Raw genomic sequence first — 25,501 nt, 5'->3', positions numbered from 1 at the left:
CGGGCCGGTGGAGAACGTCCTCATCATGCTGGGCATCATCACCGTGTGCATCGCGATCGGCGTGCCGATCGGCGTGTCCCTGATGGCCGCCTCCGCCACCGTCTTGCTGTTGGAGCCGCACCTCTCCGTCTTCATGCTGGCCCGGCAGTTCTATTCGAGTCTGGACTCGTTCGTCCTGTTGGCCGTGCCGCTGTTCCTGCTGGCCGGCGCGCTGATGAACGAGACGGGGATCACCCAGCGCCTGATCCGCTTCGCCTATACTTTGGTGGGACATTTCCGCGGGGGGCTGGCGCATATCAACATCCTGGTGTCGATGCTGTTCGCAGGCGTGTCGGGGTCGTCCACCGCCGACACGGCCGGGGTCGGGACCGTGCTGATCCCGGCGATGCGCGAGAAGGGATATTCGCCGTCCGTCGCGGTCGCCATCACGGCGGCGTCGTCGGTCCTCGGCGGTATCATCCCGCCGTCCATCTTCTTCGTGGTCTGGGGCGCCATCACCGGCACCTCGGTCGCGGGCCTGTTCGCCGGCGGGATCCTGCCCGGCATCATGATCGCGGCGGCGCAGATGGTCTATGTCGCGCGCCGCGCGCGGGCGGAGGCGTGGCCCGTCGAGCCCCGCGCCACGGGGGCCGAGTTCCGCAGCGCATTCGGTGGCGCGATCCTGGGGCTCGGGGCGCCGATCATCATCGTGGGCGGTATCATGTTCGGCATCGCCACGCCCACGGAGGCGTCGATCCTGGCGGTGCTGTACGCCTTCCTGCTTGGCGTGCTCGTGTACCGCAACCTGTCTATGGCGCGGACCGTCGCGGTTCTGTCGGACAGCGCGCGGCTCGTCAGCCTGTCGCTGTTTTGCTTCGGCGCGGCGGGTCTGTTCGGATGGCTGCTGACGTTCTATCGGCTGCCCGACCTGCTCCTTCAATGGACCGACGGCTTCCCGCCCTGGATGCTGCTGCCCTTGTTCGCGCTGATCTGCATCGTGCTGGGCACGTTCCTCGATGCGCTGGTGATCGCGGTGATCGTGGGGCCGCTGTTCCTGCCGGCCATGCTGGCGGCCGGGGTGGATCCCGTTCATTACGGCATCGTCGCGGGGATCGCCCTGGCGATGGGCTTGATCACGCCGCCCTATGGCCTGTGCCTGTTGATCGCCTGCGCGATCGGCAGGCTGGAGATGCACGAAGCGATCGGCGACACGATGAAGCTGTTCGGCGTCACGGCCGTCATTTTGACGCTGGTGGTGTTCGTTCCGTGGATCACGACGACGATCCCGGGGCTGGTCCGTTAGAAGGTCGCGGACGGGGTCGTCACGTGGAATCGCGGACCACGAGGCGCGGGGTGAGATGGACGCGTTCGCGGGTCGCGGGATCGTCGATCGCCGCGAGGAGGGCGCGCGCCGCGCGGCGGCCGATGGCGCGGGGGTGCAACTCGACCGTCGTAAGCGGCGGGCGCCAGGACGCGCCTTCCGGCACGTTGTCGATACCGCACACGGCCAAGTCCGCGCCGGGCGTGAGGGCCGCGCGGTGCAGCCCCTCATAGGCGCCGAGCGCGACGGTATCGTTGAAGCAGATCACCGCCGTGACGTCGGGCGCCGCCCGGATCAAGTCGGCCATGGCTGCGGCGCCGAAGGTCCGGGTCGCGGGACCGTCCCGGACCCACGCGTCGGGCAGGTCGATACACCGCCGGCGCAACGCGTCCCGCGCCCCGGCCAAGCGTTCCGCCCGGTTCTGGTTCCGCGCCGGTCCGCCGACGAAGGCGATCCGCCGGTGGCCGCGGGCGGCGAGGTGATCCGCTGCCGTGCGTCCGGCCAGCACGTTGTCGAAGCCCACGAAGGACGCGTACGGGTCCGACACCTCGCGTACCGCAAGGACGTAGGGCACGTTGTGGACGCGCAGGCGTGCGAAGGACGACACGTCCGATCCGCTGGCCGCGCTGACGACGAGGCCCGCGACGCCCTGACCGATCATCGTGTCGATCACGCGGCTCTGGCGGTCGAGGTCGTCGCCGGTGTTCGCGATCACGGAAAGATAGCCGCTGGAGGCAGCCTCCGCCTCGAGGTCGGAGGACAATTCGGCGAAGAAGGGGTTCGAGATGTCGTTGACGACCAGTCCCAACAGCAGCGACCGGCCGGACCGCAGTCGCGCTGCGCTCTTGTTCGGGATGAAACCCAGTGCCTGCGCCGTTTCCTGCACCCTGTGCCGCGTATCGGTCGATATGCGACCCTTGCCGTTCAGCACGAGCGATACCGTCGTCAAGGACACGCCCGCAGCTTCGGCGACCTCCTTGATGCTGGCTGGCTTCTGCGTGTCCTTCACGGAATGGATCATACCTGCCGCGAAACGGTCCGACCAGCGGGAGGTGGTTCGGCTGCCGTTCCTGCGTTTAGAGAATACATAATTCTGCTTATCGACATACCCTCGGTTCCTGAGGGTGCCATTCCTGCCCGTAGCCCCCCGAAGCGATCGGTATGAGCAGGTCCTACGTACGAGCGAGACCCACGGTCAATGGGCCGATGCGCGACCTCCCGATGTGTTCGATCGATCGCCACCAACCTGTGGACGTTCACGTCGACAGGTGACGCGGCTTCCGCTAGCGTCGCCATGACTGCGGAGGGCGGCGTGACTTCGATTCTCGTCCTGAACGGACCGAACCTCAACCTTCTCGGGACGCGCGAACCGGCGACCTATGGGCACGAGACGCTGGACGACGTGGAACGGACGTGCCGGGCGCTGGGCGACGAGTTGGGGATCGACGTGGCGTTCGCCCAGTCGAACCACGAGGGGGCTCTGGTCGACGCCATCCACGACTGTCGCGACCGGCACGACGGGATCGTGCTGAACGCGGGCGCCTATACGCATACGTCCATCGCGTTGCGGGACGCCATCGCGGGCGTCGCCCTGCCCTGCATCGAGCTTCACGTTTCGAACGTCCATGCGCGCGAACCCTTCCGTCACCATTCGGCGATCGCGCCGGTCTGCCTGGGCGTCGTCGCGGGCTTCGGGGTGCGGGGCTATCCGCTGGCGCTGCGTGCGCTGACCGAACGGCTGACGGGATGACGGCGATGCTGGACCTGCTGCATCGGATCACGCAATGCGGAAGCGTCGCGGAGGTCTGGGACATCCAGACGGATTACATGACGGACAAGGGGTTCGACCGGATCCTGTACGCGGCCACCCACTTCAAGACGTCGTCTGGGGCGGGCGACATCAAAGACGCGTTGATCCTGACGAACTATCCCAAGGAGTTCACCGACGTCTATGTGGACGGCGGTCTGTTCCGGGACGCCCCCGTGGTCCGCTGGGCGATGCGGGAGACGGGGTCCATCAGTTGGCGCGCGATCGAGGGACAGGCGCGCAACGGCGAGTTGACCGAGGCCGAGATGAAGGTCGTCGCGTTCAACAAGCGCGTGGGCGTGGGCGCCGGCTATGCCGTCAGCTTTCCGCGGTCGTCCCTGCGGTCGGGCTTCGGGATCGGGCTTGGCTCGACCCGTCTGACGCAGATGGAGGTCGACGACCTCTGGGCGCGGGAGGGGCGCGAGATCGAGTTGGTGGCGCATGTCTGCCACCTGAAGATCATCGCCCTGCCCCATACCGATCACATCCGCGTCTTGACCGATCGGCAGCGCGAGGTGCTGGAGCTGGTCGCGGACGGCAAGACCATTCAGGACGTGGCGATCCTGCTGGAACGGAACCCGGCCACCGTCGAGAAGCACCTGCGCCTTGCCCGCGACGCCCTGGACGTCGAAACGACCGCGCAGGCGATCCTGAAGCTGAGCCTGCAGCATCAGTTCTTCACGATCTCGGGCTAGACGGGTCGCCACCATCGCGACGACGAAACGGTGGCAGAAAATATCGAGTCCCGTCAGTGGCTTGCGGCGTGAAACCGGAAAGGTAAGGATTTCCTTACTTCCTTGGTAGCCACGGATATCCGATCAAGGCGACGTCTTGTGAGTGATGGCAATTTCGCCAGGGACTAATGGGACGGAGGGGATGGCCGGACGGTTCCCGGCACCTTCCGCGCCCTGTCGATGAAGTTCGGCACTTGTCGGCATCCGGGTCATAGTCGCCCGGGTGTCGGCATCGAGACCCCGCCACATCCCCCCGCGGGTCCGCGGCGGAGGCCGCCGGCCCCCCCCTCCCCGGGGACCGGCGGCGCTTCGTTCGTCGTCCGTTCAGCCCTGCGCGGCCTTCGCGACCTCGGCGGCGAAGTCCTCCTGCACCTTCTCGATGCCCTCGCCAACCTCCAACCGAACATAGCCGGTGACCTCGACGCCCGCGGCCTCCGCGGCCTGGCCGACCGTGACGTCGGGATCGATCACGAACTGCTGGTTCACCAGCGTGACCTCGGCCATGTACTTCTTCATGCGGCCGTCGATCATCTTCTCGATCACCTGCTCCGGCTTTCCGGATTCGCGCGCGATGTCGATCTGGACCTGACGCTCCTTCTCGACGGTCGCAGCATCCAGCTCCGCCTCGTTCAGAGCGGCGGGGTTGGTCGCGGCGATGTGCATGGCGACCTGCTTGCCGAAGGCAGGGTTGGCCCCGGACAAGGCCACCAGCACGCCGATCTTGCCCATGTCGGATGCGGCGGCGTTGTGCACATAGGTCGTGATCGCGCTTCCGGACAGGGGCACCATGCGGCGGACGGACATGTTCTCGCCGATCGTGGCGATCTTGTCGGTGATGATCGCGCCTATGGACTTGCCGCCGATCTCGGCCTCCGTCAGCGCGCCGAGGTCGGGGACGTTCAGGGCCGAACGCGCGATGTCCTTCACCATGGCCTGGAACTCGGCGTTCTTGGCGACGAAGTCGGTCTCGGAGTTGACCTCGACCGCGACGCCCTTCGTCGCGCCGTCGTTCACGGCGACGGCGACCAGCCCTTCGGCGGCGGTGCGCCCGGACTTCTTGGCGGCCTTCGCCAGACCCTTCGTGCGAAGCCAGTCGATTGCGGCGTCCATGTCGCCGTCCGTCTCGGTCAGCGCCTTCTTGGCGTCCATCATGCCGGCGCCCGTGGTGTCGCGCAGCGCCTTCACCTGTGCAGCGGTGATTGCCATTTCGGATGTCCTTTCAATGGGTAAGCGGACGCGGGGCCCCTGCCCCGCGCCCGGATTCGCACCGTTAACGAAGCGTTTACGCGTCGGCCTTGGCGTCCTCGGCGGGGGCATCGGCTGTGGCCTCCGCGGCCGGGGCATCGGCGGATTCGTCGATCGCGCCCTCCTCCAACTCGCCGAGATCCATGCCGGCGGCGCCCAGCTGGGCCGACATGCCGTCGAGCGCGGCGCGGCTGACCAGGTCGCAGTAGAGCGCGATGGCCCGGGCCGCGTCGTCATTGCCGGGGATCGGATAATCCACGCCTTCGGGCGAGGTGTTCGTGTCCAGGACCGCGACGACCGGAATGCCCAGCTTCTTCGCTTCGGCGATGGCGAGGTCTTCCTTGTTCACGTCGATAACGAAGAGCAGATCCGGCAGTCCACCCATTTCGCGGATGCCGCCCAGCGTCGCAGTCAGCTTCTGCTGGTCCCGCTCCATCCCCAGGCGTTCCTTCTTGGTCAGCCCCTCGCCGCCCTGGTCGATCGCTTCGTCGATGGATTTCAAGCGGTTGATCGAGTTCGACACGGTCTTCCAGTTGGTCAGCGTGCCGCCCAACCAACGGTGGTTCATGTAGTACTGCGCGCAGCGTTCGGCGGCGTCGGCGATGGGCTTCTGGGCCTGGCGCTTGGTGCCGACGAACAGGATGCGGCCGCCGCGGGCGACGGTTTCCTGGATGACATTGAGGGCCTGGTCCAGCAGCGGGACCGTCTGCGTCAGGTCGAGGATGTGGATCCCGTTCTTCGCGCCGTAGATGTAGGGCGCCATGCGGGGGTTCCAGCGCTGCGTCTGGTGCCCGAAATGGACCCCGGCTTCGAGGAGCTGACGCAGAGAGAATTCAGGCAAAGCCATGATATCGTTACCTTTCCGGTTTGAGCCACAGCGGGGGATCAGGGCGTGAACCCAACCGGTGGACCGCCGGGGATGTCTGTCCCGAAAGCCCGCCCCCACCTGAGAAGTGACGCGCCCCTATGCCGAATGTCGCAAGGCCGCAACCCCACGAATGCCGATGCACCCCCCGTACACCCCCCGTGCACCCCCCGTGCATACGCGCGGGCAGACGGGCACCGTGCGTTGCGCGGGACTTGCCAGGCAGGACCGCTCCATGCCGGGGGTGATCCGACCACCCGCCGTAGCGGCGCGCGCCCCGTCCGGCCGGACGGTCCCCCGGATCGCCCCGTCCCTTCGAGGTCCGTGCTTCGCCCCGGCGCGGACGCGGGGGCGTATCGCCCACGCACCGCCTGCCCCGCGATGCCGCTCGGCGCTTCCGCTCAGGGTAGGATGCGGGTGTACTTCTGCCCTTCGAGGGTGGCGCCCGCAATCAGGCCGGCCTGGCCGAAGATGACGGCGACCACGGGGGTCAGCAGCGTGGTCGTGTCGGTCGTCAGCGCGGCGGTCGAGGTCGAGACGGCATAGCGCAGGTCGGCGCCCGCGACCCAGCCGGTGGAGGCGCGGAAGTTCCGCAGCGCGGGCTGCGTCATGAAGAACAGGGCGTGGCTGTATTGCTGCGCCCCGATCTGGAGCCCGATCGTCGCGTTGGCGACCGAATAGTAGTCGACCGGCACGTCGTTCACCATCAGCGCGCCCCGGCCATAGGCCCCGCCCAGGCCGAACCCGGCTTCGGTCACGAGCGGCATCATCAGCATGCCGGCGGACTTCCCCGCCAGGTCGCGCGTTTCGGGGATGGTGTCGAACATGAAGGCCTGCGCCGCGCGCACGCGGGCGTCGATGCGGCTGGATCCCGCCGATCCGACGCCGTTGCCGCACGCCGCCAGCGCCACGGGTGCCATAGCTGCCGCCAGGAGGCGACGACGGGTGAAGGTGGTCATGATGCTGTCCTGTGCGATGTCACTGCCCGAACGGGGTCTTGGCGCCCCGATGGGTGAAAGGATAGCGGAGGATGGGGGGTGTGTCACGCGGGGGTTGCGCGGTGTGGGTGGGCACCCGCACGACCTGGCGCGTGCCATACGCTCCCGGCCCCATGCGGTCCGCAACCTGTGTCGTTCGCCGGCGGGCATCCGGCGAAACGGACGTTCTCCGCGACCGGCATCAAGTTGATGCGATCGACGGAAGCACAGTGAGGATCACCGCGTCGCCGGACGTTCCCCCAAGGACCAAACCGAGATGCAGTGGAGCGGCGCGTTCGGCGGCCCAAACGGTTCCAAGCGCCGTCGCAGGGACCGTGCGGCGTCCAGCGTGCCTATGAGACCGTAGACCGACCGTTGGACGTCCCGCACTTCGAAGTCCAATCCGATCCCGTCATGGGCGAAGAGCGCGGACTCGAGAACGCCGTCGGTGACGTCGTAGCCCAGAAGGACCGCTTCCATCTCCCGGGTTTCGGGACTGACGCCGTTCTGCGCCAAACCTGCCAAAGCGAAGTCCTGCGGAAGATGCACGGAGGGGTCCCGGTCGAGGCCGAGGGCGACGACATCGGTCACGATCGGAAGCGGTCGCATATGGCCCATCATGTCGCGCACATCGTCCCACATGTTGAACGCATCCCAATAGGGTGCTTCGCCCGGCTCGATCACGATGCGTTCTGCCGAAGCCTGTCCCGGATCGACGAAGACGCTTGGCCAAACGTTCTGATCTGCGGATGCGCCGAACGGATCGTCCGGCCATATCGAGTAGTCGACTGGCCATGCCGCCCGCATTTCCTTGGCTTTGCGGAGGTCGATACGCAGGTCGATGGCGATGGGCTGGTCCGGGATCTGCGAAAGTCTAGGCATGGGTCACGGGAAGAAGAGGTCCGTCGGGGCATCGCCACCTTGGGGGATACAGATGACGTCATCGGGGCTTCGGGGTCTGTTCCATCTGCAAATACAGGTGCGCGGGTCCTGGTTTCGCACCAGGATATGGACGTGGTCCCCCGGACATGGATGGTGAGGTTTGGAGGGCGGCACGCGATCCAAACGCTTGAACATTCGCGTACCTACCGGGGGAACGCAGGGCGGACAGTTCTGCCTGCATGTCTCGCATGCTCGGGTATCCGTCGTGGGTGCGGTTTCGTCCTCATTCTCGCGTGTCATCTCGTTTATCGCGTACCCCGTTGCGGCAGCAGTCCCCGCAACACCCAAGGTTACGGCCGTCCATTTCGCCGCTGCGCCGATCGCTGCCCAGGCGGGAGGGGTGAACAGGAGAGCGACAGCAGGCATTATGCTTTGCCTCCGCGGATGCTTTCAGCTGCCTGACGTCGGATTGCCCCAATGACCAGTTCATACTCGCCGTGGGCGTGGCGCATGGCTAGCTCGATGGGCTCCGCCACAAGGAACGCGCCATCCGTGCGGGCAGAAGCGGTGACGACAAATTCGACATTCGCCGGCTGCTGTACGTCATGCTCAATAAGCCAACCGACCACCTCGTCCTCTAGTTCTTCGCATCGGTCTCGTGACATCCCGTGTCGCGCGGCTCGGTGACGCCAAAGCGCTCTCAATGGTCTAATGCGACCAACGTCTATCTGAGCTTTCGTAAGCCGGAGCATGATTCGTGGCTACCGATCCATGCGTTGCCGGGCAAGTTGGGGTCCGTGGCGATTATCGTGCTGGCGACATAGGCTGCCATCGCGATCAGACCGACGTCCCATCCCGTTATCTCGTCCAAACGGATAGGTCACTATTCAACACGATTATTCCGGGTACATCCCTCAGGGCGACCATCCCCCCGGCGTCACCTCGGCCGTGTCGTCCCCTGCCCGATCCGCCTCCAACACCTGCGGAAACTCCCGCGCGAAGACCGCCCGTTGCCGGGGGCTCCAGCGGACGGATACCTCGTGCCCGCCCTCGCCCGCGTCCTCCGCCGTGACCGCGCCGGCCTCGTGCAGCCAGGCGCGGGCGGCGCCCTGGTCGAAGGGGATGGTCAGGGCCGCGTCCGTCAGGTCGGCGGACAGGCGGGCGGCGATGGCGGACAGGAGGGGGGGCAGGCCGTCGCCCGTGACCGCGGAGCCCAGGAAGACGTCGTCGCGGCGGGCCGCGACGTTGGCCAAGGTCGCGGCGCGGTCGGCGTCCAGGCGGTCGGTCTTGTTCCATAGCTCCAGCATCGGGACGTCGGGGTCCACCCCCAACCCTTCCAGCACGGCGGCGACGTCGCCGGCCTGGCGTTCGGATTCGGGGTGGTCGACGTCGCGGACATGGAGGATGACGTCGGCTTCCAGCACCTCCTCCAGGGTCGCGCGGAAGGCGGCGACGAGTTGCGTGGGCAGGTCGGAGATGAAGCCCACCGTGTCCGACAGGATCACGTCGAGGGCGGGGTTGCCGCCGCCCGTGGACAGCTTCACGGCGCGCATGGTCGGGTCGAGCGTGGCGAAGAGCATGTCCTCCGCCATCACCTCCGCCCCCGTGAGGCGGTTGAACAGCGTGGACTTGCCCGCGTTGGTGTAGCCGACGAAGGCCACGACGGGGTACGGGACCTTGGCGCGCGCGGCGCGGTGAAGCTCCCGCGTGCGGGTGACCTTCTCCAACTGCTTGCGGATACGGGCGATCTGGTCGTCGATGGCGCGGCGGTCGGCCTCGATCTGCGTCTCGCCCGGCCCGCCCACGAAGCCCAGTCCGCCGCGCTGGCGTTCCAAGTGGGTCCAGGCCCGGACCAGGCGGGTGCGCTGGTAGGACAGGGCCGCCAGTTCGACCTGCAGCACGCCTTCCCGGGTGGCGGCGCGGTCGGCGAAGATCTCCAGGATCAGGGAGGTCCGGTCGAGCAGCTTGACCTTCCATTCCCGTTCCAGGTTCCGCTGCTGCACGGGGGTGACGGTGCCGTCGATCAGCACCAACTCGACCTCGTCGTCCGCGAGCCGGTCGCGCAGCTCGTCCACCTTGCCCGATCCGAACAGCGTGCCGGGATGGGGCTTTGGCAGGCGCACGACGTCGGCGCCCGCGACCACGAGGCCCGGCAGGGCGGCGGCGAGGCTGACGGCCTCGTCCAGCGCGCGGTGGGGGTCGCGGCCGGACCGGTCGCCGCCGCGGGTGTCGGGGTGCAGGATCAGCGCGCGCGTGGGGCGCGCGGCGGTGTCCGTCGGCTCAGGCTTCGCCAGTGGCTTCGTCCTCAGGGGAATACAGGTTGACGGGCTGCGACGGCATGATCGTGCTTATGGCGCCCTTGAACACCAGCTGGGATTGTCCGTCGCGGCGCAATAGCACGCAGAAGTTGTCAAACCAAGTGATGACGCCCTGTAGCTTGACGCCGTTGATCAGGAAGATCGTGACGGGGACCTTCGTCTTGCGGACCTGGTTGAGGAAGGTTTCTTGCAGGTTCTGCTTGCTTTCGGCGGGCATTCGGGGTGGTCCCTGTGGCTCGCGGCCTTGCGCGGGCCGTCTTGGTTTCGTGATACGCTTTATCTTATGGTCGGCGATCCCGCGCGTGACCACCCCCGATCCGGCGCATGGGCGGCGATTCGTGTCAGCGGCGCCAGAAGTCCGGGTTCAGGAGCGCCACGATCGCCAGCGTTTCCAGCCGGCCCACGACCATGGCGGCGGCAAGGATCGCCTTGGCGGGGTCCGACACCGCGCCCGCCCCGCCTTCGAGCGCCACGGCGGCCAGGGGCCCGCAGGTCGTCAGGGTGGCGGTGGCCAGCACGAGGGCCGCGCGCAGATCCAGGCCGGCCAGCCCCAGCGCCAGCGTCGTCACCGCGAGCGAGGTGGCGAAGAGCATGAAGAACACCCAGGCCGACTGGACCCCGCGCGCGGGGATCCGCGCCGCGTCGGGCGAGTGCGAGCCCACGGAATGGGGATGGACCAGGAGCCCCATCTCGCGCCGTCCGTGGGCGTAGAGCGCATAGGCGCGCAGGAGCTTGACCCCGCCCGCCGTGGTGGCGACGCCGCCGCCCATGATGGCGAGTCCCACCAGCAGGACGGCCGGGTTCTCCAACCCCGACCAGGCGCGCGCGCCGTCCCAGCCCGTGCCCTCGAACCCGGTGGTGGTCAGGAAGGACAAGGTGGTGAAGGCGGCCCCCCAGAGCGCGGTGGCCCCGCGGATCAGGTCGTCGTCCCCACCGCGCAGGCCGAAGGCGCCTACGAAGTGGCGCAGGAACAGGACCAGGGTGACGGCGCCGACGATGGCCAGCGCCATGCGCAGCTCGCGGTCGGCGGCCAGGCGCGCGACCTGGCCGCGGTGCAGGTCGGCGGCGAAGGTCTGGCGCGACACGGCGAAGAACAGGAAGGCGAAGATCGCCACCTCGCCCAAGGGTCCGGGCGGGGGGCCGTCGCCCGTGATGCCGGAGGTCGACAGCGTGGACATGGCGTGGATCGCGGCCTCCGTGCCGCCCTGCCCCGTGGCGGCCAGCGCGGACCACAGGATCGCCGTCAGCCCCGCATAGAGCGGCACGAGCGCGCCGGTGTAGCGCGCCAGGCGCGCCGCGTCGTCCGTGCGGGCATAAGGGGTGTTGAGGGGCGTCGCGCGGGTGTCGCCCATCGACCACGTGACCTCGAACCCGCCCAGGCGCAGGGGCGCGAGCAGGGCCACCGCGGCGATCCAGACGATCAGGCCCCCCTGCCACGCCACGAACGCGCGCCACAGGTGGACGCTGGGCGACAGGGCGTCGGGGGCGAAGAGCGATCCGCCGGTGGTGGTCAGCGCGGCGACCATCTCGAACCAGAGGTCGAGGAACGGGGCTTCGGGGACGATCTGCGTCAGGGGGGTGGCGGCCATCACGGGCAGGAGCGCGAAGATCCCCACGAGCGTCAGCAAATGCGCGCGGGCCTGCAGGCGGACGGGGCGGCGCATAGTGGCCAAGGCGAAGGCCCCCAGCACCGCCAGCGACAGGACGCCGGAATAGGCGAAGGCCCGTGCTTCCGCGTGGGCGTCGCGCGCGAGCGCGTGCAGCGCGGGCACCGCCATGGACGACGCGAGCGCCCCCGCCACGACGACGATCAGCGGCAGCCGCGCGAAGAGGGCCGTTCCCGTCAGAAGAAGTCCACCTGCACCTGGAGGAGTCGCTCGACCTCCGGCACGTCGTCGGACAGGGCGAAGATCGCCACCGCGTCGCCCTCGTCGATGCGGGTCGTGCCGCGGGGGCGGACATAGGTGCCGTCGCGGCGCACGATGGCGCCCACGAGCGCGCCCTCGGGGAAGCCGACCTCCGCCAGGGTCCGGCCCGCGAGCGGCGAGGTGGACATGACCAGCGCCTCGATCACCTCGCCCTCCGCGTCGCCGACCGAGTACACGTTGCGCACGCGGCCGTGCCGGACGTGGCGCAGGATGGACGACACGGTGGTCTGGCGGGGGTTGATATAGGCGTCGATGCGCATGGGCTTCATCAGGCCGACCAGGGTGGGATCGTTGATGAGTGCGATGGTCTTGCGGCAGCCCGTGGTCTTGGCGCGCACGGCGGCGAGCATGTTGGTCTTGTCGTCGTCCGTGACGCACAGGACCGCGTCGGCCCGGTCGATCCCGGCCTCGCGCAGCAGGTCGATGTCGAGGCCGTCGCCCGACAGCACGATCGTCCGTTCCAGCGTTTCGGCCGCGTGCTCCGCGCAGCGGCGGTTCCGCTCGATCACCTTGGCGCGGATGCGGTCGGGCGCGTCCTCCAGGGCGCGGGCGACGGCGAGGCCCACGTTGCCGCCGCCGACGATGACGACGCGTTCGGCCCGGCGGACCTGCTTGCCGAAGATCTCCTGGGTGCGGCCGATGTCGTCGGCATGGGTCATCACGTAGATCAGGTCCCCGGCATAGAGCTGGTCCCCCGGATCGGGCGCGAAGAGGCGCCCGCCCACGCGGCGCACCGCGACGACCACCGCGCGCAGGGTGCTGAACAGCTCCGACAGCTGGCGCAGGGGCGTGTCGAGCACGGGGCAGTCCTCGTCCAGCGCCAGGCCGATCAGCCGGGCGCGCCCGTCCATGAAGTCCTCCGTGTCGAAGGCCTCCGGCGCGCGCAGGCGGCGCAGGGCGGCGTCCGCGACCTCGCGCTCGGGGCTGATGACGACGTCGATGGGCAGGTGGTCGCGTCGGTAAAGGTCGGCGCGCACCGCCGCGAGGTAGGATTGCGCACGCAGCCGGGCGATCTTGCGCGGCACGGTGAAGATGGAATGGGCCACCTGGCAGGTGACCATGTTGACCTCGTCCGACGAGGTGGCCGCGATCAGCATGTCCGCGTCCTCCGCGCCCGCGCGGTCCAGCACGTCGGGATACGACGCGAAGCCCGCGATGCCCTGCACGTCGAGGCTGTCGGTGGCGCGGTTGACCAGTTCGGGGTCGCTGTCGACGACGGTGACGTCGTTGCGCTCCCCCGACAGGTGTCGGGCGATCTGCCAGCCGACCTGGCCCGCGCCGCAGATGATGACCTTCATGCAACCCCGTCCGGGCCGTTTCCGTGGCCGCCAGCGTTAGGTCGCGGGCGCCACGGGGTCAATCGACACGCCGCGCCATCGGGGCGAATGGCGGTTTGCCCAGGGCGCCCCGTGGGTTATGGTCTCCCCCATGCGATATGTCCTGCCCGCCGTCCTGACCCTCGCCGCCTGCGCGGCCGCCAGCGTTCCCGTCTATCTGAAGCCCGGCGTCGACCGCGCGCAGGCCCGTGCCGATCTGGCCGCCTGCCGCGCGGATGCCGGCACGGGCTCGCCCTCCGTTCTGGGCGGCGGCATCACGGTGGGGATCGGCGTGGGGGTGCGGCGCTGTTCGGGCAACGTCTGCATCGGGGCGTCGAACGATCCGTTCGACGACATCACGCAGCGGCGACGGGCGGAGGCGCGCGGCCGGGCCGAGGGGGCCTGCATGGGGGCGAAGGGGTATGCGCTGGTCGAGCTTCCGGCCTGCCGCGGAACCGTCCGGATCCTGGCGAGCCATCCGTTCGACACCGCCGGCGCCTGCGTGCGCGACGGCGAGGTCGCCGTCGCCGTCGCCCACTGAGGCGCCGGGCGCGCCCCGTTCAGTAGCCGCTGACCATGGCGGTCAGGGCGTCCTTCTCCATGCTGACCTCCGACAGGCGGGACTTGACCACGTCCCCGAGCGAGACCAGCCCGACCAGCACGCCGTCGCGTTCGACCGGCATGTGACGGAAGCGGCCTTCGGTCATGCGGGTCAGGATGTCCTGGGCGTCGTCCTCCGGCGAGGCGCGCTGCAGGTCGCGGGTCATCAGATCCGACGCCTTGCGTTCGAGCACTGACGGCCCGTGGCGGCCCAGCTCGCGCACGATGTCGCGTTCCGACAGGATGCCGTCGGCGTGGGTTCCGTCCGCGCTGACGACCAGCACGCCGATGCGTTGCGCGGCCAGTTCGGCCACCGCGTCGGCGACGGTGATGTCGGGGTCGGCGGTGGTCACCCCCTGCGTCGCCTTCATCGCCAGGATCTTGGATACGAGCATGTCGGTCCCCCATGGATGCGCACGATGGCCCAGCGTCCCCCCTGACCCGCCGTCAGGTCAAGGGACACCTTTGCAAAGGCGGTCCTCGGGCTGGACGGAACATGTGGCTTTCGCCCCCCGGTCCCGTCCCGTATCACCCCCCGTGACACGGGGAGGGTTCCATGCAGCATATCGGACATCACATCGAGGGCGCGGTCGTGGACGGCCAGTCGGGTCGCACGGCGGACGTCTTCAACCCCGCCACAGGCGAGGTCCAGGCCAAGGTGGCGCTGGCCGGTGCCGCGGAGCTGGACCGCGCCGTGGAGGTCGCGGCGAAGGCGCAGGTCGAATGGGCGGCCGTGAACCCGCAGCGTCGCGCCCGCGTCCTGATGCGGTTCGTGGCGCTCTTGCATCGCGACATGGACGCCCTGGCGGAGGCCTTGTCCCGCGAACACGGCAAGACCCTGCCCGATGCGGCGGGCGACGTGCAGCGCGGCCTGGAGGTGGTGGAGTTCTGCATCGGCGCGCCGCACATGCTGAAGGGCGAGTTCACCGACAGCGCAGGCCCGGGCATCGACATGTATTCGATGCGCCAGCCCTTGGGCGTCACCGCCGGCATCACGCCGTTCAACTTCCCCGCCATGATCCCGATGTGGATGTTCGCGCCCGCCATCGCCTGCGGAAACAGCTTCATTCTGAAGCCGTCGGAGCGGGACCCCAGCGTGCCGATGATGCTGGCCGCCCTGATGGAGGAGGCGGGGCTGCCCCCCGGCGTCCTGCAGGTCGTGAACGGCGACAAGGAGGCGGTGGACGCGATCCTGGACCATCCCGTGATCCAGTCGGTGGGCTTCGTCGGATCGACGCCTATTGCAGCCTATATCTACGAACGGGCGGCGGCGACGGGCAAGCGGGCGCAATGCTTCGGCGGCGCCAAGAACCACATGATCGTCATGCCCGACGCCGACATGGATCAGGCCGCCGACGCGCTTGTCGGTGCGGGTTACGGGGCGGCGGGCGAGCGCTGCATGGCGATCAGCGTCGCGGTGCCCGTGGGCGACGGCACGGCGGACAAGCTGATCGAGAAGCTGGCCCCCCGGGTCGAGGCCTTGACCGTGGGCCCGTTCTCCGCCGACCGGGAGGTCGATTACGGGCCCGTCGTCACCGCCGCCGCCAAGGCCAACATCGAGGCGCTGGTCCAGTCCGGCATCGATGCCGGTGCGACGCTCGTGGTGGACGGACGCGGGATGAACGCGCCCCAGGGCCACGAGGGCGGGTTCTGGGTGGGGCCGCATCTGTTCGACCACGTCACGCCCGACATGGACATCTATCGCAAGGAGATCTTCGGGCCGGTCCTGTCCTGCGTGCGGGCCAAGACCTACGAGGATGCGCTGGGCCTGGCGATGGATCACGAATACGGCAACGGAACGGCGATCTTCACCCGCGACGGGGACGCGGCGCGCGACTTCGCCAAACGGGTGAACGTCGGGATGGTGGGCGTGAACGTGCCCATCCCCGTGCCCCTGGCCTATCACACGTTCGGCGGCTGGAAGCGGTCGGTGTTCGGAGACCTGAACCAGCACGGGCCGGACGCGTTCCGGTTCTATACCCGGACGAAGACGGTCACCTCGCGCTGGCCGTCGGGCATCAAGGAAGGCGGCGAGTTCAGCATTCCCGTCATGGAGTGACGGGTCGGGGGACGGATGTCCCCCGCCCGCCCCTCAAACCGTCAGGCGGCGGCGACGCCTGACGAGGGCGGCCGCCCCGAGCGCGGCGGCGAGCAGGGGCAGCGTCGCGGGCCCGGGCGTCGGAACGATGTCCACGACGTCGACCGGTGCGCCAAGGTCGCTCGCCGGCGCGGACGCGACGAAGTCGATCACCGATCCCGCGAAGGCCTGGGCTCCGGGGCCCCGGTCCCCTTCGAGGACGTTCGCGTCGAAGATGGCCGTCAGCCTGCCGGCCCCGGCATTCGTCAGGTCGCCCGGACGCCAGGCGATGGCGGACCCGCCCCAGAGGGACGTCGTCAGGAACCGTCCCGTTCCCGGGGTGAACGTGCCGCCCGCGCCGGTCAGCGCGACCGTGGCGCCGGCCGCCCCGCCGGCCACTTCGGGTGCCAGGGTCTGGACGTCGGGTGCCCAACTGTAGGACAGATCGCCGCCGCCCGCCTGCGCCACCAACCCGAAGATCGCGTCGTTGCGTCCCGCATAGAAGCTGTTCTCGCCCACCAGGATCAGCGAGCCGCCCCCCTGGAGGTAGGACAGATACGACCCTGTAAGGCCGCGGCGATCGTAGAACCGCAGGTCCCAGACGGTGTCGGCCAAGGTCACGTCGGCCGGCGCGTCGGCGAAGATTTGGACCGCATTGCCACGCGCCCGTTCCAGGGCGGCCACGTTCGCGGTGACCTGCGCGGACGTCTCCCCCTCCGGCGAGGCGGAAACGCCGCCGATGACGTAGACGGTATCGGCCTTCGCGGCCTGCGACGACGCCAGCACGAGCGCCGCGGCGGCGATGGAACGTCGAATGCTCATCCTCGAACCCCTGGAATACGTTAAGCTAGGTTAACCCAATACCCGCTCCCTAGCGGATGACGTAGCGTCGGTCGAGTCCGGGGGTGCCGGATCCGTGCGATTCACGGGTTGGTGACTTTCACCCGGACCCGGCATCCCATAGATCGCATCCGTCGCATGCTCGCCAGGAGGCCGCCCGATGATCCGTCCGACCCGCCGTACCTTCGTCCTCGCCGGCGCGGCCACGCTGGCCGCCCCTGCCCTGGCACGGGCGCAGACCGAGACGCGCCGCAACCTCGCCAGCTTCGTCCGGCTGGATTGGCGCGACCACTTCGACACCCTGGGCGCCGCGACGGTGATCGCCGACACTGAAAGCCGCGCGCTGCATTATTGGAACTCGACCGGGGCGGATTACCGCGTCTATCCCACCTCCGTCCCGATGTCGGAGGAGCTGACGCGCCGCGGTTACACCGAGATCGTGCGCAAGAAGGTCGGGCCCACCTGGACCCCAACGGAAAGCATGCGCGAGCGCGACCCTACCCTGCCGGACTTCATGCCCGCCGGGCCGGGCAACCCCTTAGGAACCCACGCGATGTACCTGTCCTGGCCCGCGTACCTGATCCACGGCACGCATGACACTGCGAAGATCGGCCGGCGGTCGTCGTCGGGCTGCATCGGCCTCTACAACGAGAAGATCGCGGAGTTGTACGACCTGTGTCCGATCGGGACGCAGGTACGCCTGATCTGAACCGGGTTGCGGCGGGGCCCCTGCCCCTGTATCGCCGTTCGCAGAGCGCCCATAGCTCAGCTGGATAGAGCGCTGCCCTCCGAAGGCAGAGGTCTGAGGTTCGAATCCTCATGGGCGCGCCAATTCCCGGACCCGACCCTCACCGTGCGATGGCGGCCAGCGTGGACCGCGCGGCGCGCAGGCCCGGCGCCTCGCCCCCGCGTCCCAGACGATCCATCGTGCGGTCCAGCGCGTCGCGCTGCCTGTCCCGCAGGGAGGGCACGGTCAGCAGGTCCGCCAGGGCCCCGCCGATGGGCCCGGGTTTGCAGTTCCGCCCCAGGAATTCCGGGATGGCGCGCGTTTCGGACACCAGGTTGACCAGGGTCACGGTGTCGACCTTCATCAGCCGCGCCAGGATCACCCGGCTGAGCCACGCCATGTCGTAGGCGACCACCATCGGGACGCCGTTCGCCGCGAGTTCCAGGCTGACGGTGCCCGACGCGGCGAGGGCAGCGTCGGCGGACGCGAAGGCGGACATGCGATCAATCGGTTGCGAGACAATCTTTACCTTCCGGGGCCACGAAGCGGTCCGTTCCACCACGAGGTCGACGAGGTGCGGCAGGGTCGGCACGACGGCGACACGATCGTCCGGGACGCGGTGGAGGGCTTCGCCGAAAACCGGGGCCAAGCGCGTGACCTCCGACCGGCGGGACCCGGGCAGGACGAGGATCGGACGACCGGTCAGCGCGCCGCGGAACGCCGCCGCCTGTGCCGCGGTCGCACGGGGCGCCGCGACGACGGGATGGCCGACGAAGTCGCAGGTCATGCCCGCCGCGCGCATGTAGGGCGGCTCGAACGGCAGGAGGGCCAGGACGTGGTCGATGCACGCCGCCATGTGGTCGGCGCGGCCGGGACGCCAGGCCCAGACCGAGGGGGCGACGTAGTGGATCGTCCGGAGCCCCGGCCGGGAGGCCCGGACCTTCGACGCCACGCGGAGGGAGAAGTCGGGACTGTCGATCGTGATCAGCGCGTCGACGTCCAGATCGAGCGCGGCCGCGGCGGCCCGGTCGCGCAGGGCGAACAGTTCCCGCAGGCGGGGCAGCACCTCCGCCAGGCCCATAACGGACAGGCGTTCCATCGGGAACAGGCTGTCCAGGCCGCGGGCGATCATGGCGGGGCCGCCGACGCCATGGACCCGCACGGATGGATCGAGGTGCCGCAACCCGTCCATCAAGGCCGCGCCCAGGGCGTCGCCGGACGGCTCGCCCGCGATCAGGAACAGCTTCACGGATCGAAGGCGTGGATGAACAACCCCGCGCCGCGGGCGATCTGCGCGACCTCCCCCCGGTCAATCACCATGACCCCGCCGCGTTCGACCGCGATGCCGTTCAGCCGGGCGGCCGCGGCGCGGCGGACCGTGTCCGGACCGATGGCGGGAAGGTCGATGCGCCGATCCTGCGCGGGCTTCGGGGCCTTGACCAGCACGCCCCCCGCGGGTCGGGGAAAGTCCGGCAGGCCCGGCGCCGCCGGTCCGGGCCCGGACAGCCAGTCCGTCACGCCGCCCAGGAAACCGCCGCCCTCCTGCGCCTGCGGGGCGCGCGGTGGAGGCGGGGCCAAGGTGGCCAGCATCCAATCGGTTCCGGGCAACGCCTCCACCGCCAGGACCTGGCCTGCGGCTACGATGCAGGCCTGCCCCACGTCCACGGGGCCCAGGGCGGACAGCACCGCGTGCCCGCGTTCGATGTCGGCCCGGTCGCCGTCGGTGGGCGTTCCGATCGCGGGGACGTCGATCAGGTCGGGTGCGACCTCGTGCGGCGCGACGACGGTCAGGCCCCCTTCCTCGAACAGGTCGATGACGGTGCGCAGGGCCGCGTCGTCGCCGGAGGCGATCGCATCCGCGATGCGGGCCATCATCGGTGCCGTCGCGGCGTCGATCTGCGATGGGTCAGGCGTCGGACGTGCGACCCGCCCGGCGAAGCACACCTGCGCGACGTCGCGATCCCGCAGGGCGGCAATGAAGCTGCCGAGATGCTCGATCCGGAACGGACGGCTCTGCCCCACGCCGGTGGGGGGGTGATCCTGCAGGTGGCAGGCGAACCAGTCCCGTCCCGCCCGTCCGAGCGCGTTCGCGACGTGCCGGGGCAACCCCCCTTCGCCCGCGATCAGGGCCACGGTCATCGCGGCACCAGGAACGACCGGTCGGAGGCGCCGGTGATGAAGGCGACCATCCGCCGGACGTACTCGGACTCCGTCTCCTCGCCCAAGCGGCGGGCGCGGTCCATGAACGTCCCCTCCCCCTGCTTGAGCGTCAGGAGCGCGATGCGCAGGGCCTGGATGTCGGCGCGCGCCACGCCCCGGCGCTTCAGGCCGACGAGGTTCAGGCCGTCCAGCTCGGCGCGCGGCCCCTGCACCAGGCCATAGGGGACCACGTCGTTGGTCACCATTGACAGCGCGCCGATGATCGCGCCCTGCCCGATGCGGACGAACTGGTGGATGCCGGACAGTCCGCCGACGATGACGTCGTCCTCCAACACGCAGTGGCCGGCGATGGCGGAGGCGTTCACGACGATCACGCGGTCGCCGATGGTGCAGTCGTGGGCAACGTGGCACCCGGCCATGAACAGGCCATCGTCGCCGATGCGGGTGACGCCGCCGCCGCCCTCCGTGCCGGCGTTCATCGTCACGTGCTCGCGGATCCGGTTGCGGGCGCCGATCACCAGGCGCGTCCGTTCGCCGCCGTACTTCTTGTCCTGCGGCACCTCGCCGATGCAGCTGAACGGATAGATCACCGTTCCGTCGCCGATCTCGGTGACGCCCGTGACGACGTTGTGCGACTTCACCACGACGCCCCGGCCCAGCGTCACCTCCGCCCCGATCGCGCAGAACGGCCCCACCTCCGAGTCCGCGCCGATCGTGGCGCCTTCCTCGACGATGGCGCCGGGATGGATGCGGGCGGTGGGGTCGACGCTCATGCGGAAGCCATGTCCATCATCGCGGTGAACGCGCATTCGCACGCGACCTCGCCCGCGACGACGGCGCGGCCGTCGAAGCGCCACACCTTGCCGCCGGGCTTGCCGCGGGTCACCGTCACGTGCAGCTCCAGGACGTCGCCCGGCACGACCTTGCGCCGGAACTTCGCACCGTCGATCCCCATGAAATAGACCAGGAACTGCCGATCCGCCAAGCCGTTCGACACGCCGACCATCACCGCCGCCGTCTGTGCCAGCGCCTCGACGATCGTGACGCCGGGCATGATGGGGGCGCCGGGGAAGTGGCCCTGGAAGTGCGGCTCGTTGAAGGTGACGTTCTTGATCCCCGTGGCCGAGGTGTTCGGGACGATGTCCCGCACGCGGTCGATCAGAAGGAACGGATAGCGATGCGGGATGATCCGCTGGATCAGGTCTATGTCGGCTGTCTCGGGGGCGTCAGTCATTCGGAGGGCCTTCGGTGGGTATCGTCTCGGTTTGGCGGCGCTGGGGGGCGGGACCCTGCGGTCCGCCGCCACCATCGCGCAGGACCGCGTCGATCCGTTCCAACGCCAGCGACGTGATGTCGGCCTGTTCCGCGGCGGCGATGACCTGCCTGCGGTCGAGGATAACAGCTGCGCCGAGTTCGGCCGCCAGCGCCGCGAGGACCGGGCCGGCCCGTTCCTGGAACCGCTGACGCGCGCGGTCGGATTGTTGCTGGATCGCGCGGGCCTTCGCGTCCTGGGTCGAGCGGATCCCTTCGACCTTCGCGTCGAAATCGTCGGCGAGCGTGCGGAACGCGCCAGGATCCATGGACGCGCGGCGTTCCGTCAGGTCGCGTTCCTCCGCCTCGAGGTCGGCCTCGATCCGCCTGTTCTCCGCCTGCAGGACGTCGGTCGCGGCCTCGATGTCGGCACGGGCCTGCCGGCCGAAGCTGGAGCGCACGAACAGCGCTTCCTGGTCGAGGACCACGATGCCCTGCCTGGGCGGCGACTGCGCGATGGCGGGCCGCCCCATCAGCACGCAGGCGAGGAGGCCCGCGACCGCGTCCCGCCTGCGCATCAGAACCGGGTCTGGATCGTCAGGTCGAAGCTCTGCGTCCGGTCGAAGTCGCGGGCGCGCAGCGCGTCCGAGAAGTTGAAGCGCAGGGGGCCGATCTGCGTATCCCACAGGATCGAGAAGCCGACCGCCGAGTTCAGATAGAATCCGTCGTCGACCAGTTCCTGACCGTCCGTTCCGCTGCTGCCGCCATCGACGTCGTCCAACCCCCAGACGGAGCCCGCATCCAGGAACACCGCACCCGAGATGCCGTACTCCTCCGGGATCAACCCGATCGGGAAGAGCGCTTCCATGCGGGCGAAGGCGTAACGGTTGCCGCCCAGGGGATCGTTGTCCCGCAGGGACGAGCTGGTGTCGCGCGGCCCGATGCCGCCGGACCGGAAGCCGCGGATGTTGGAGCCCGTGTTGAAGAACCGGTTCCCCCGGGCGGAGACGGTGTCGTCCAGCGAGGTCAGCACGCCGAGGTCGAGCGCGGCGCGCAAGGTGATCTCCTCGTTGCGCACCGCACGTTCGCCCGCGACGCTGAGGGTCGTCCGAACGAACTTCTCGTCCCCGCCCAGGCCCGCGAACTCCTGGCCGAACCGCAGGCGGATGCCGCGGGTCGGGTCGAGGCCGCTGCCGATGGTCGAATAGCTGAAGTTATAGCCCACGGAGGAGGTCAGGTTCGGTTCCCCGGCGTCGCGAAACAGGATCGGCGACAACTCGGCCGGGTTCAGGCCGGGGTTCGCGGTCAACTCAGATTCCGAGATGTTGTAGAACAGGCCCAAGCGCGAGTCCGTCCCCACCGGGAAGGTCAGACCGGTCCGCAGGCCGAGATCCTTGGCGCTGAAGTTCTGCCCGTCCCGGTCCGTTTCCGTGTAGAATAGCGAGAAGCTGAGCGCGAGGTCGCGGTTCAGGAACGCGGGCTCGACGAAGGATATGCTGCCGGTCGCGTCCTCGCCCCCCAGGTTGACGTCGAGGTCGACCGACTGGCCCCGACCCAGGAAGTTGCGTTCCGCGAAGCTGAACGAGATCCCAGCCCCCGTTTCGGCGGAATAGTTGAGCCCGAAGCCCAGGCTGCCGGTCGGCTGCTCCTCCACGTCGACGTCGACGATCACGCTGTCGGGGGTGGTGCCCTGCCGAGCCTCCACGTCCGTGGCGGAGAAGTATCCCAGTGCCTCGATCCGTTCGGCGGCGGCGCGTATCTCGCGCGGGTTGAAGGGATCGCCTTCGACCGTGCGGAACTGGCGACGGATGACCCGATCCAACGTGGTCGCGTTCCCTTCGATGTCGATGCGTTCGACGAAGACGCGGTCGCCCCGTTCGACCACGAAGTCGACATCCAAGGTCTGGCTCGCCTCGTTGCGGGTGATCTGCGGGACGACCCGTATGAAGTCGAGGCCCTGCCGCGTGGCCAAGAGTTCCAACCGCCGGATCGATCGCTCGATCGCCTGTGGGGAATAGATGTCGCCGGGTCGTACCCGCACTTCGGCCCCGTAGGCGGAGGCGTCGATCACCGCGAGGTCGGACGATGTGGTGATCCGGTTGAACCTGTACTGCTGACCTTCTTGGATGCGGATCGTCAGGAAGTACGCATCGCGCGACGGCACCAGTTCGGGCGTGGCGGACAGGACCTGGAAATCGATGTAGCCGCGGGATTGATAGAAGTCGCGCAGGAGTTGCAGGTCGAAGGCGATGCGTTCCGCGACGAAAGTGTCCGCCGCGATGATCGCCCGGAAGATTCCGGCCTGCTTCGTTTCCAGCGCCCGGCGCAGGCGGCGGTCCGAATAGGCACGGTTGCCGACGAAGCTGATACGCTCCACCTCCGTGACGCGCCCTTCCGCGACCTCGAACACGAGATCGACCCGGTTGTCGCCACGCCGGATGATCTTGGGCACGACGGTCGCGGACAGCCGTCCCGACGCGGCATAGGCCTGCGCGATGGCGGCCGCGTCGCGTTCCGCCTGTCGTGGATCGTAGACGCGCCGGACCTGGCTGCCCACCACGGGCAGCAACGCGTCGTCGCCGAGCCGGGCGTTCCCCTCGATCGCGATGCGCGAGATCGTCGCCGCCTCCTCCACGATGACGAGGAGGCGGTTGCCCTGGGGGACCACCTCCACCGACTGGAACAGGCCGGAGTTCTGCAGACGCTGCACGCCGTCGTTCAGGCGGCCGGCGCTGATCGCCTCGCCGGGAACGACGCCCAGCTGCGCCAGCACGGACGCGGTGTCGATCCGCCCGTTGCCCTGCACCTCGAACGAGGAGAAGCGGAACGTCTGCGCCGTCGCGACGCCGGCCATCCAGCCGGCCACGCAAAGCCCCATCGCGGTCGCGCCGAGGAGGCGGCCCCCTCGCCGCACAAGCCCACCGCGCGTGGATTCGCGATCCGTCATGTCTGTCCCCGCCCCGTCCTGTCGTCCCTTCGCCGTGCTATCGGACGCCCCTGCGGGTGTCAAAGCGCGGGCATCCGTTTCCGTATGGCAAGCGCGCCGACCAGGCTGCGGCCTGGTCGGGCGGGGCGGCGCCAACCGCGATGCGATCACGGTTCGGGGCGGCGGCGGGCGGTCGGTCAGGGGCAGAAGATGTCGTTGAACAGCGCGAACGCCATCAGGGCACCCATCAGGACGATGCCCATCGTCATCAGCACGCGCACGGCGTCGTCCGACGGCGGCTTGCCGCGCACCGCCTCGTAGGCATGGAATACGAGATGGCCGCCGTCCAGGACGGGGATGGGGAACAGGTTCAGCATGCCCACCGCGGTCGAAAGGACCGCGATGAACCAGATGAAGTTGCCCGCCCCCATGGACGCCACCGCGCCGGACGTCTCGGCGATCCCGACGGGCCCCGACAGGTTGCAGGTGCTGATCTGGCCCAGGACGATATGCCCGATCGCCGACAGCGACGAGGTGATGATGAACCAGGTCTGGGACACGCCCCCCAAGAGGGCGTCCAATGGACCCACCCGTTCCGTCATCGGTTCGAAGGCCAGGCCGCCCGACAGGCCGATCAGCCACCGCGTCTCGAACCCGCCATCGGCGGAGGGCAGGTCCATGCGACGCGGTACCAGCGTGACCGTCAGGTCCCTGCGTTCCGATGGGCGCCAGACGTCGAGCGTCAGCGCGCGCCCCTCGGACGCCTCGACGGCGTCCTGCAGGTCCCGGAACGTCGTCACGCGCTCCCCGTCGATGCGACGGACGAGATCGCCTTCCCGCAGGCCTATCTCCCAGGCCGCGGAGCGCGGCTGGACCGACGCGGCACGGGGCAGCAGGGGCGGCACCGCGTCGATGCGCAGGACGTCCCCGTCGCGTTCGACCTCGTAGGGGATGGTCGGCGCGTCCCGAAGCTCCGCGGCGATCGCGCCGAGATCCGCCATCGTCTCGATCGGCTCGCCCGCGGCGGACAGGATGCGATCGCCCGGTCGCAGCACCGCCATGTCGGCTGGAAGATCGGCCACCGGGCCGACCACGGGCGCGTCTGCGGGACGGCCCTGGACCAGCATGAAGCCCGCGAACACCGCGATGGCGAGGATGAAGTTGAACACCGGTCCCGCCGCGACGGTCGCCGCGCGCCGCCAAAGCGACGCGCCGGTCATCGTCTGCGCGCGTTCCGCGTCGGACATCGCGGTCACGGTGCCGTCCGAGCCCACGGATGCCGCGTTCGCATCGCCCCGGAACTTGACGTAGCCCCCCAGCGGAAGTGCGGCGACCTGCCACCGGGTCCCGTGGCGGTCCACCCGGCTGAACAGGCGCGGCCCGAACCCGATCGAGAATACGTCCGCCTTTATGCCGCACCAGCGGCCGACGATGTAATGTCCGTATTCGTGGATCGCCACGATCACCGACAGCGCGGTCACGAAGGCCAGCAGCGTCCAAAGCAAGCCGCCGAATTGGGGGATCAGACCGGCATCCATGCGGGCGGCA

Annotated in this window: 24 protein-coding genes and 1 tRNA gene; 7 read left to right on the top strand and 18 right to left on the bottom strand. The window is 69.1% G+C overall.

Annotation, left to right across the window (positions count from 1 at the left end; genetic code table 11):
- Nucleotides 1-7 precede the first annotated feature (7 nt).
- Nucleotides 8-1,282 carry a TRAP transporter large permease gene (locus P0084_RS01285; protein WP_308914981.1) on the top strand — a complete coding sequence of 425 codons (1,275 nt, stop codon included), beginning with the start codon at nt 8-10 and terminating at the stop codon, nt 1,280-1,282.
- A gap of 19 nt (nt 1,283-1,301) precedes the next feature.
- Here the strand turns inward: P0084_RS01285 and P0084_RS01280 are convergent, their stop codons facing one another.
- Complete coding sequence (locus P0084_RS01280; RefSeq protein ID WP_308914980.1) at nt 1,302-2,321, bottom strand: LacI family DNA-binding transcriptional regulator; 1,020 nt, start codon at nt 2,319-2,321, stop codon at nt 1,302-1,304.
- A gap of 291 nt (nt 2,322-2,612) precedes the next feature.
- Between P0084_RS01280 and aroQ the strand changes: the two genes are divergently transcribed.
- Complete coding sequence (gene aroQ / locus P0084_RS01275) at nt 2,613-3,050, top strand: type II 3-dehydroquinate dehydratase (RefSeq protein WP_308914979.1); 438 nt, start codon at nt 2,613-2,615, stop codon at nt 3,048-3,050.
- Nucleotides 3,051-3,055: 5 nt separating this feature from the next.
- Nucleotides 3,056-3,802, top strand: a complete 747-nt coding sequence (locus P0084_RS01270) for a helix-turn-helix transcriptional regulator (RefSeq protein WP_308914978.1) — start codon at nt 3,056-3,058, stop codon at nt 3,800-3,802.
- A gap of 363 nt (nt 3,803-4,165) precedes the next feature.
- On the opposite strand, the gene tsf is transcribed toward P0084_RS01270, so the two are convergent.
- The 8 genes from tsf to trkA all read right to left on the bottom strand — a co-directional run bounded on the left by tsf (nt 4,166) and on the right by trkA (nt 13,354).
- On the bottom strand, nt 4,166-5,047 hold the full coding sequence (tsf, locus tag P0084_RS01265; protein WP_308914977.1) for a translation elongation factor Ts: 882 nt from the start codon (nt 5,045-5,047) through the stop codon (nt 4,166-4,168).
- Nucleotides 5,048-5,123: 76 nt separating this feature from the next.
- On the bottom strand, nt 5,124-5,933 hold the full coding sequence (rpsB, locus tag P0084_RS01260) for a 30S ribosomal protein S2 (protein WP_308914976.1): 810 nt from the start codon (nt 5,931-5,933) through the stop codon (nt 5,124-5,126).
- Nucleotides 5,934-6,352: 419 nt separating this feature from the next.
- Nucleotides 6,353-6,910, bottom strand: a complete 558-nt coding sequence (locus P0084_RS01255) for a lipid-binding SYLF domain-containing protein (protein ID WP_308914975.1) — start codon at nt 6,908-6,910, stop codon at nt 6,353-6,355.
- Nucleotides 6,911-7,165: 255 nt separating this feature from the next.
- A complete protein-coding gene (locus P0084_RS01250; RefSeq protein ID WP_308914974.1) occupies nt 7,166-7,810 on the bottom strand; it encodes a hypothetical protein in 645 nt (214 codons plus the stop codon).
- Between the two features lie 914 nt (nt 7,811-8,724).
- Entirely contained in the window at nt 8,725-10,104 is a 1,380-nt protein-coding gene (gene hflX, locus P0084_RS01245; protein ID WP_308915058.1) for a GTPase HflX, read from the bottom strand.
- The gene (hfq, locus tag P0084_RS01240; RefSeq protein WP_308914973.1) at nt 10,091-10,345 is read right to left on the bottom strand and encodes an RNA chaperone Hfq; all 255 of its coding nucleotides are present in this window, start codon (nt 10,343-10,345) and stop codon (nt 10,091-10,093) included. The genes hflX and hfq overlap by 14 nt, the downstream gene beginning before the upstream one ends.
- 124 nt (nt 10,346-10,469) lie before the next feature.
- Nucleotides 10,470-11,930: a potassium transporter TrkG gene (locus P0084_RS01235; RefSeq protein ID WP_308914972.1), complete on the bottom strand. Its 1,461-nt coding sequence runs from the start codon at nt 11,928-11,930 to the stop codon at nt 10,470-10,472.
- 41 nt (nt 11,931-11,971) lie between these two features.
- Nucleotides 11,972-13,354, bottom strand: coding sequence for a Trk system potassium transporter TrkA (gene trkA, locus P0084_RS01230; RefSeq protein WP_308914971.1), 1,383 nt, complete (start codon nt 13,352-13,354; stop codon nt 11,972-11,974).
- Nucleotides 13,355-13,484: 130 nt separating this feature from the next.
- Between trkA and P0084_RS01225 the strand changes: the two genes are divergently transcribed.
- Entirely contained in the window at nt 13,485-13,913 is a 429-nt protein-coding gene (locus P0084_RS01225) for a hypothetical protein (protein WP_308914970.1), read from the top strand.
- A gap of 19 nt (nt 13,914-13,932) precedes the next feature.
- Here the strand turns inward: P0084_RS01225 and P0084_RS01220 are convergent, their stop codons facing one another.
- Nucleotides 13,933-14,367: a CBS domain-containing protein gene (locus tag P0084_RS01220; RefSeq protein ID WP_308914969.1), complete on the bottom strand. Its 435-nt coding sequence runs from the start codon at nt 14,365-14,367 to the stop codon at nt 13,933-13,935.
- A 161-nt stretch (nt 14,368-14,528) separates the two neighbouring features.
- On the opposite strand from P0084_RS01220, the gene P0084_RS01215 reads away from it, so the two are divergent.
- On the top strand, nt 14,529-16,031 hold the full coding sequence (locus tag P0084_RS01215; RefSeq protein ID WP_308914968.1) for a CoA-acylating methylmalonate-semialdehyde dehydrogenase: 1,503 nt from the start codon (nt 14,529-14,531) through the stop codon (nt 16,029-16,031).
- 33 nt (nt 16,032-16,064) lie between these two features.
- On the opposite strand, the gene P0084_RS01210 is transcribed toward P0084_RS01215, so the two are convergent.
- Complete coding sequence (locus P0084_RS01210; protein WP_308914967.1) at nt 16,065-16,871, bottom strand: hypothetical protein; 807 nt, start codon at nt 16,869-16,871, stop codon at nt 16,065-16,067.
- Between the two features lie 178 nt (nt 16,872-17,049).
- Between P0084_RS01210 and P0084_RS01205 the strand changes: the two genes are divergently transcribed.
- A complete protein-coding gene (locus tag P0084_RS01205) occupies nt 17,050-17,598 on the top strand; it encodes a L,D-transpeptidase (protein WP_308914966.1) in 549 nt (182 codons plus the stop codon).
- Nucleotides 17,599-17,643: 45 nt separating this feature from the next.
- Nucleotides 17,644-17,720: transfer RNA gene (locus tag P0084_RS01200), tRNA-Arg, on the top strand.
- Between the two features lie 17 nt (nt 17,721-17,737).
- Here the strand turns inward: P0084_RS01200 and lpxB are convergent.
- The 7 genes from lpxB to rseP all read right to left on the bottom strand — a co-directional run bounded on the left by lpxB (nt 17,738) and on the right by rseP (nt 25,491).
- On the bottom strand, nt 17,738-18,865 hold the full coding sequence (gene lpxB / locus P0084_RS01195; protein ID WP_308914965.1) for a lipid-A-disaccharide synthase: 1,128 nt from the start codon (nt 18,863-18,865) through the stop codon (nt 17,738-17,740).
- The gene (locus tag P0084_RS01190) at nt 18,862-19,755 is read right to left on the bottom strand and encodes an LpxI family protein (RefSeq protein ID WP_308914964.1); all 894 of its coding nucleotides are present in this window, start codon (nt 19,753-19,755) and stop codon (nt 18,862-18,864) included. Before P0084_RS01190 ends, lpxB begins: the two co-directional genes overlap by 4 nt.
- Entirely contained in the window at nt 19,752-20,549 is a 798-nt protein-coding gene (gene lpxA / locus P0084_RS01185) for an acyl-ACP--UDP-N-acetylglucosamine O-acyltransferase (RefSeq protein WP_308914963.1), read from the bottom strand. Before lpxA ends, P0084_RS01190 begins: the two co-directional genes overlap by 4 nt.
- Nucleotides 20,546-21,010: a 3-hydroxyacyl-ACP dehydratase FabZ gene (fabZ, locus tag P0084_RS01180; protein ID WP_308914962.1), complete on the bottom strand. Its 465-nt coding sequence runs from the start codon at nt 21,008-21,010 to the stop codon at nt 20,546-20,548. Before fabZ ends, lpxA begins: the two co-directional genes overlap by 4 nt.
- Nucleotides 21,003-21,605, bottom strand: coding sequence for an OmpH/Skp family outer membrane protein (locus P0084_RS01175; protein WP_308914961.1), 603 nt, complete (start codon nt 21,603-21,605; stop codon nt 21,003-21,005). Before P0084_RS01175 ends, fabZ begins: the two co-directional genes overlap by 8 nt.
- Nucleotides 21,605-23,974, bottom strand: coding sequence for an outer membrane protein assembly factor BamA (bamA, locus tag P0084_RS01170; RefSeq protein WP_308914960.1), 2,370 nt, complete (start codon nt 23,972-23,974; stop codon nt 21,605-21,607). Before bamA ends, P0084_RS01175 begins: the two co-directional genes overlap by 1 nt.
- A gap of 176 nt (nt 23,975-24,150) precedes the next feature.
- Nucleotides 24,151-25,491, bottom strand: coding sequence for an RIP metalloprotease RseP (rseP, locus tag P0084_RS01165; RefSeq protein ID WP_308914959.1), 1,341 nt, complete (start codon nt 25,489-25,491; stop codon nt 24,151-24,153).
- Between the last annotated feature and the right edge of the window lie 10 nt (nt 25,492-25,501).

It is taken from the genome of Jannaschia maritima (assembly GCF_030973515.1).
GTDB classification, from domain to species: Bacteria; Pseudomonadota; Alphaproteobacteria; order Rhodobacterales; family Rhodobacteraceae; genus Jannaschia; species Jannaschia maritima.
This window is presented reverse-complemented; position numbering and strand designations above follow the sequence as displayed.

Coding starts and splice junctions, on each gene's coding strand:
- P0084_RS01280 (WP_308914980.1), bottom strand. CDS start 2,321: ATGATCCATTCCGTGAAGGACACGCAGAAGCCAGCCAGCATCAAGGAG.
- P0084_RS01270 (WP_308914978.1), top strand. CDS start 3,056: ATGCTGGACCTGCTGCATCGGATCACGCAATGCGGAAGCGTCGCGGAG.
- tsf (WP_308914977.1), bottom strand. CDS start 5,047: ATGGCAATCACCGCTGCACAGGTGAAGGCGCTGCGCGACACCACGGGC.
- rpsB (WP_308914976.1), bottom strand. CDS start 5,933: ATGGCTTTGCCTGAATTCTCTCTGCGTCAGCTCCTCGAAGCCGGGGTC.
- P0084_RS01255 (WP_308914975.1), bottom strand. CDS start 6,910: ATGACCACCTTCACCCGTCGTCGCCTCCTGGCGGCAGCTATGGCACCC.
- P0084_RS01250 (WP_308914974.1), bottom strand. CDS start 7,810: ATGCCTAGACTTTCGCAGATCCCGGACCAGCCCATCGCCATCGACCTG.
- hfq (WP_308914973.1), bottom strand. CDS start 10,345: ATGCCCGCCGAAAGCAAGCAGAACCTGCAAGAAACCTTCCTCAACCAG.
- trkA (WP_308914971.1), bottom strand. CDS start 13,354: ATGAAGGTCATCATCTGCGGCGCGGGCCAGGTCGGCTGGCAGATCGCC.
- P0084_RS01225 (WP_308914970.1), top strand. CDS start 13,485: ATGCGATATGTCCTGCCCGCCGTCCTGACCCTCGCCGCCTGCGCGGCC.
- P0084_RS01220 (WP_308914969.1), bottom strand. CDS start 14,367: ATGCTCGTATCCAAGATCCTGGCGATGAAGGCGACGCAGGGGGTGACC.
- P0084_RS01215 (WP_308914968.1), top strand. CDS start 14,529: ATGCAGCATATCGGACATCACATCGAGGGCGCGGTCGTGGACGGCCAG.
- P0084_RS01210 (WP_308914967.1), bottom strand. CDS start 16,871: ATGAGCATTCGACGTTCCATCGCCGCCGCGGCGCTCGTGCTGGCGTCG.
- P0084_RS01205 (WP_308914966.1), top strand. CDS start 17,050: ATGATCCGTCCGACCCGCCGTACCTTCGTCCTCGCCGGCGCGGCCACG.
- P0084_RS01190 (WP_308914964.1), bottom strand. CDS start 19,755: ATGACCGTGGCCCTGATCGCGGGCGAAGGGGGGTTGCCCCGGCACGTC.
- lpxA (WP_308914963.1), bottom strand. CDS start 20,549: ATGAGCGTCGACCCCACCGCCCGCATCCATCCCGGCGCCATCGTCGAG.
- fabZ (WP_308914962.1), bottom strand. CDS start 21,010: ATGACTGACGCCCCCGAGACAGCCGACATAGACCTGATCCAGCGGATC.
- P0084_RS01175 (WP_308914961.1), bottom strand. CDS start 21,605: ATGCGCAGGCGGGACGCGGTCGCGGGCCTCCTCGCCTGCGTGCTGATG.
- bamA (WP_308914960.1), bottom strand. CDS start 23,974: ATGACGGATCGCGAATCCACGCGCGGTGGGCTTGTGCGGCGAGGGGGC.
- rseP (WP_308914959.1), bottom strand. CDS start 25,491: ATGGATGCCGGTCTGATCCCCCAATTCGGCGGCTTGCTTTGGACGCTG.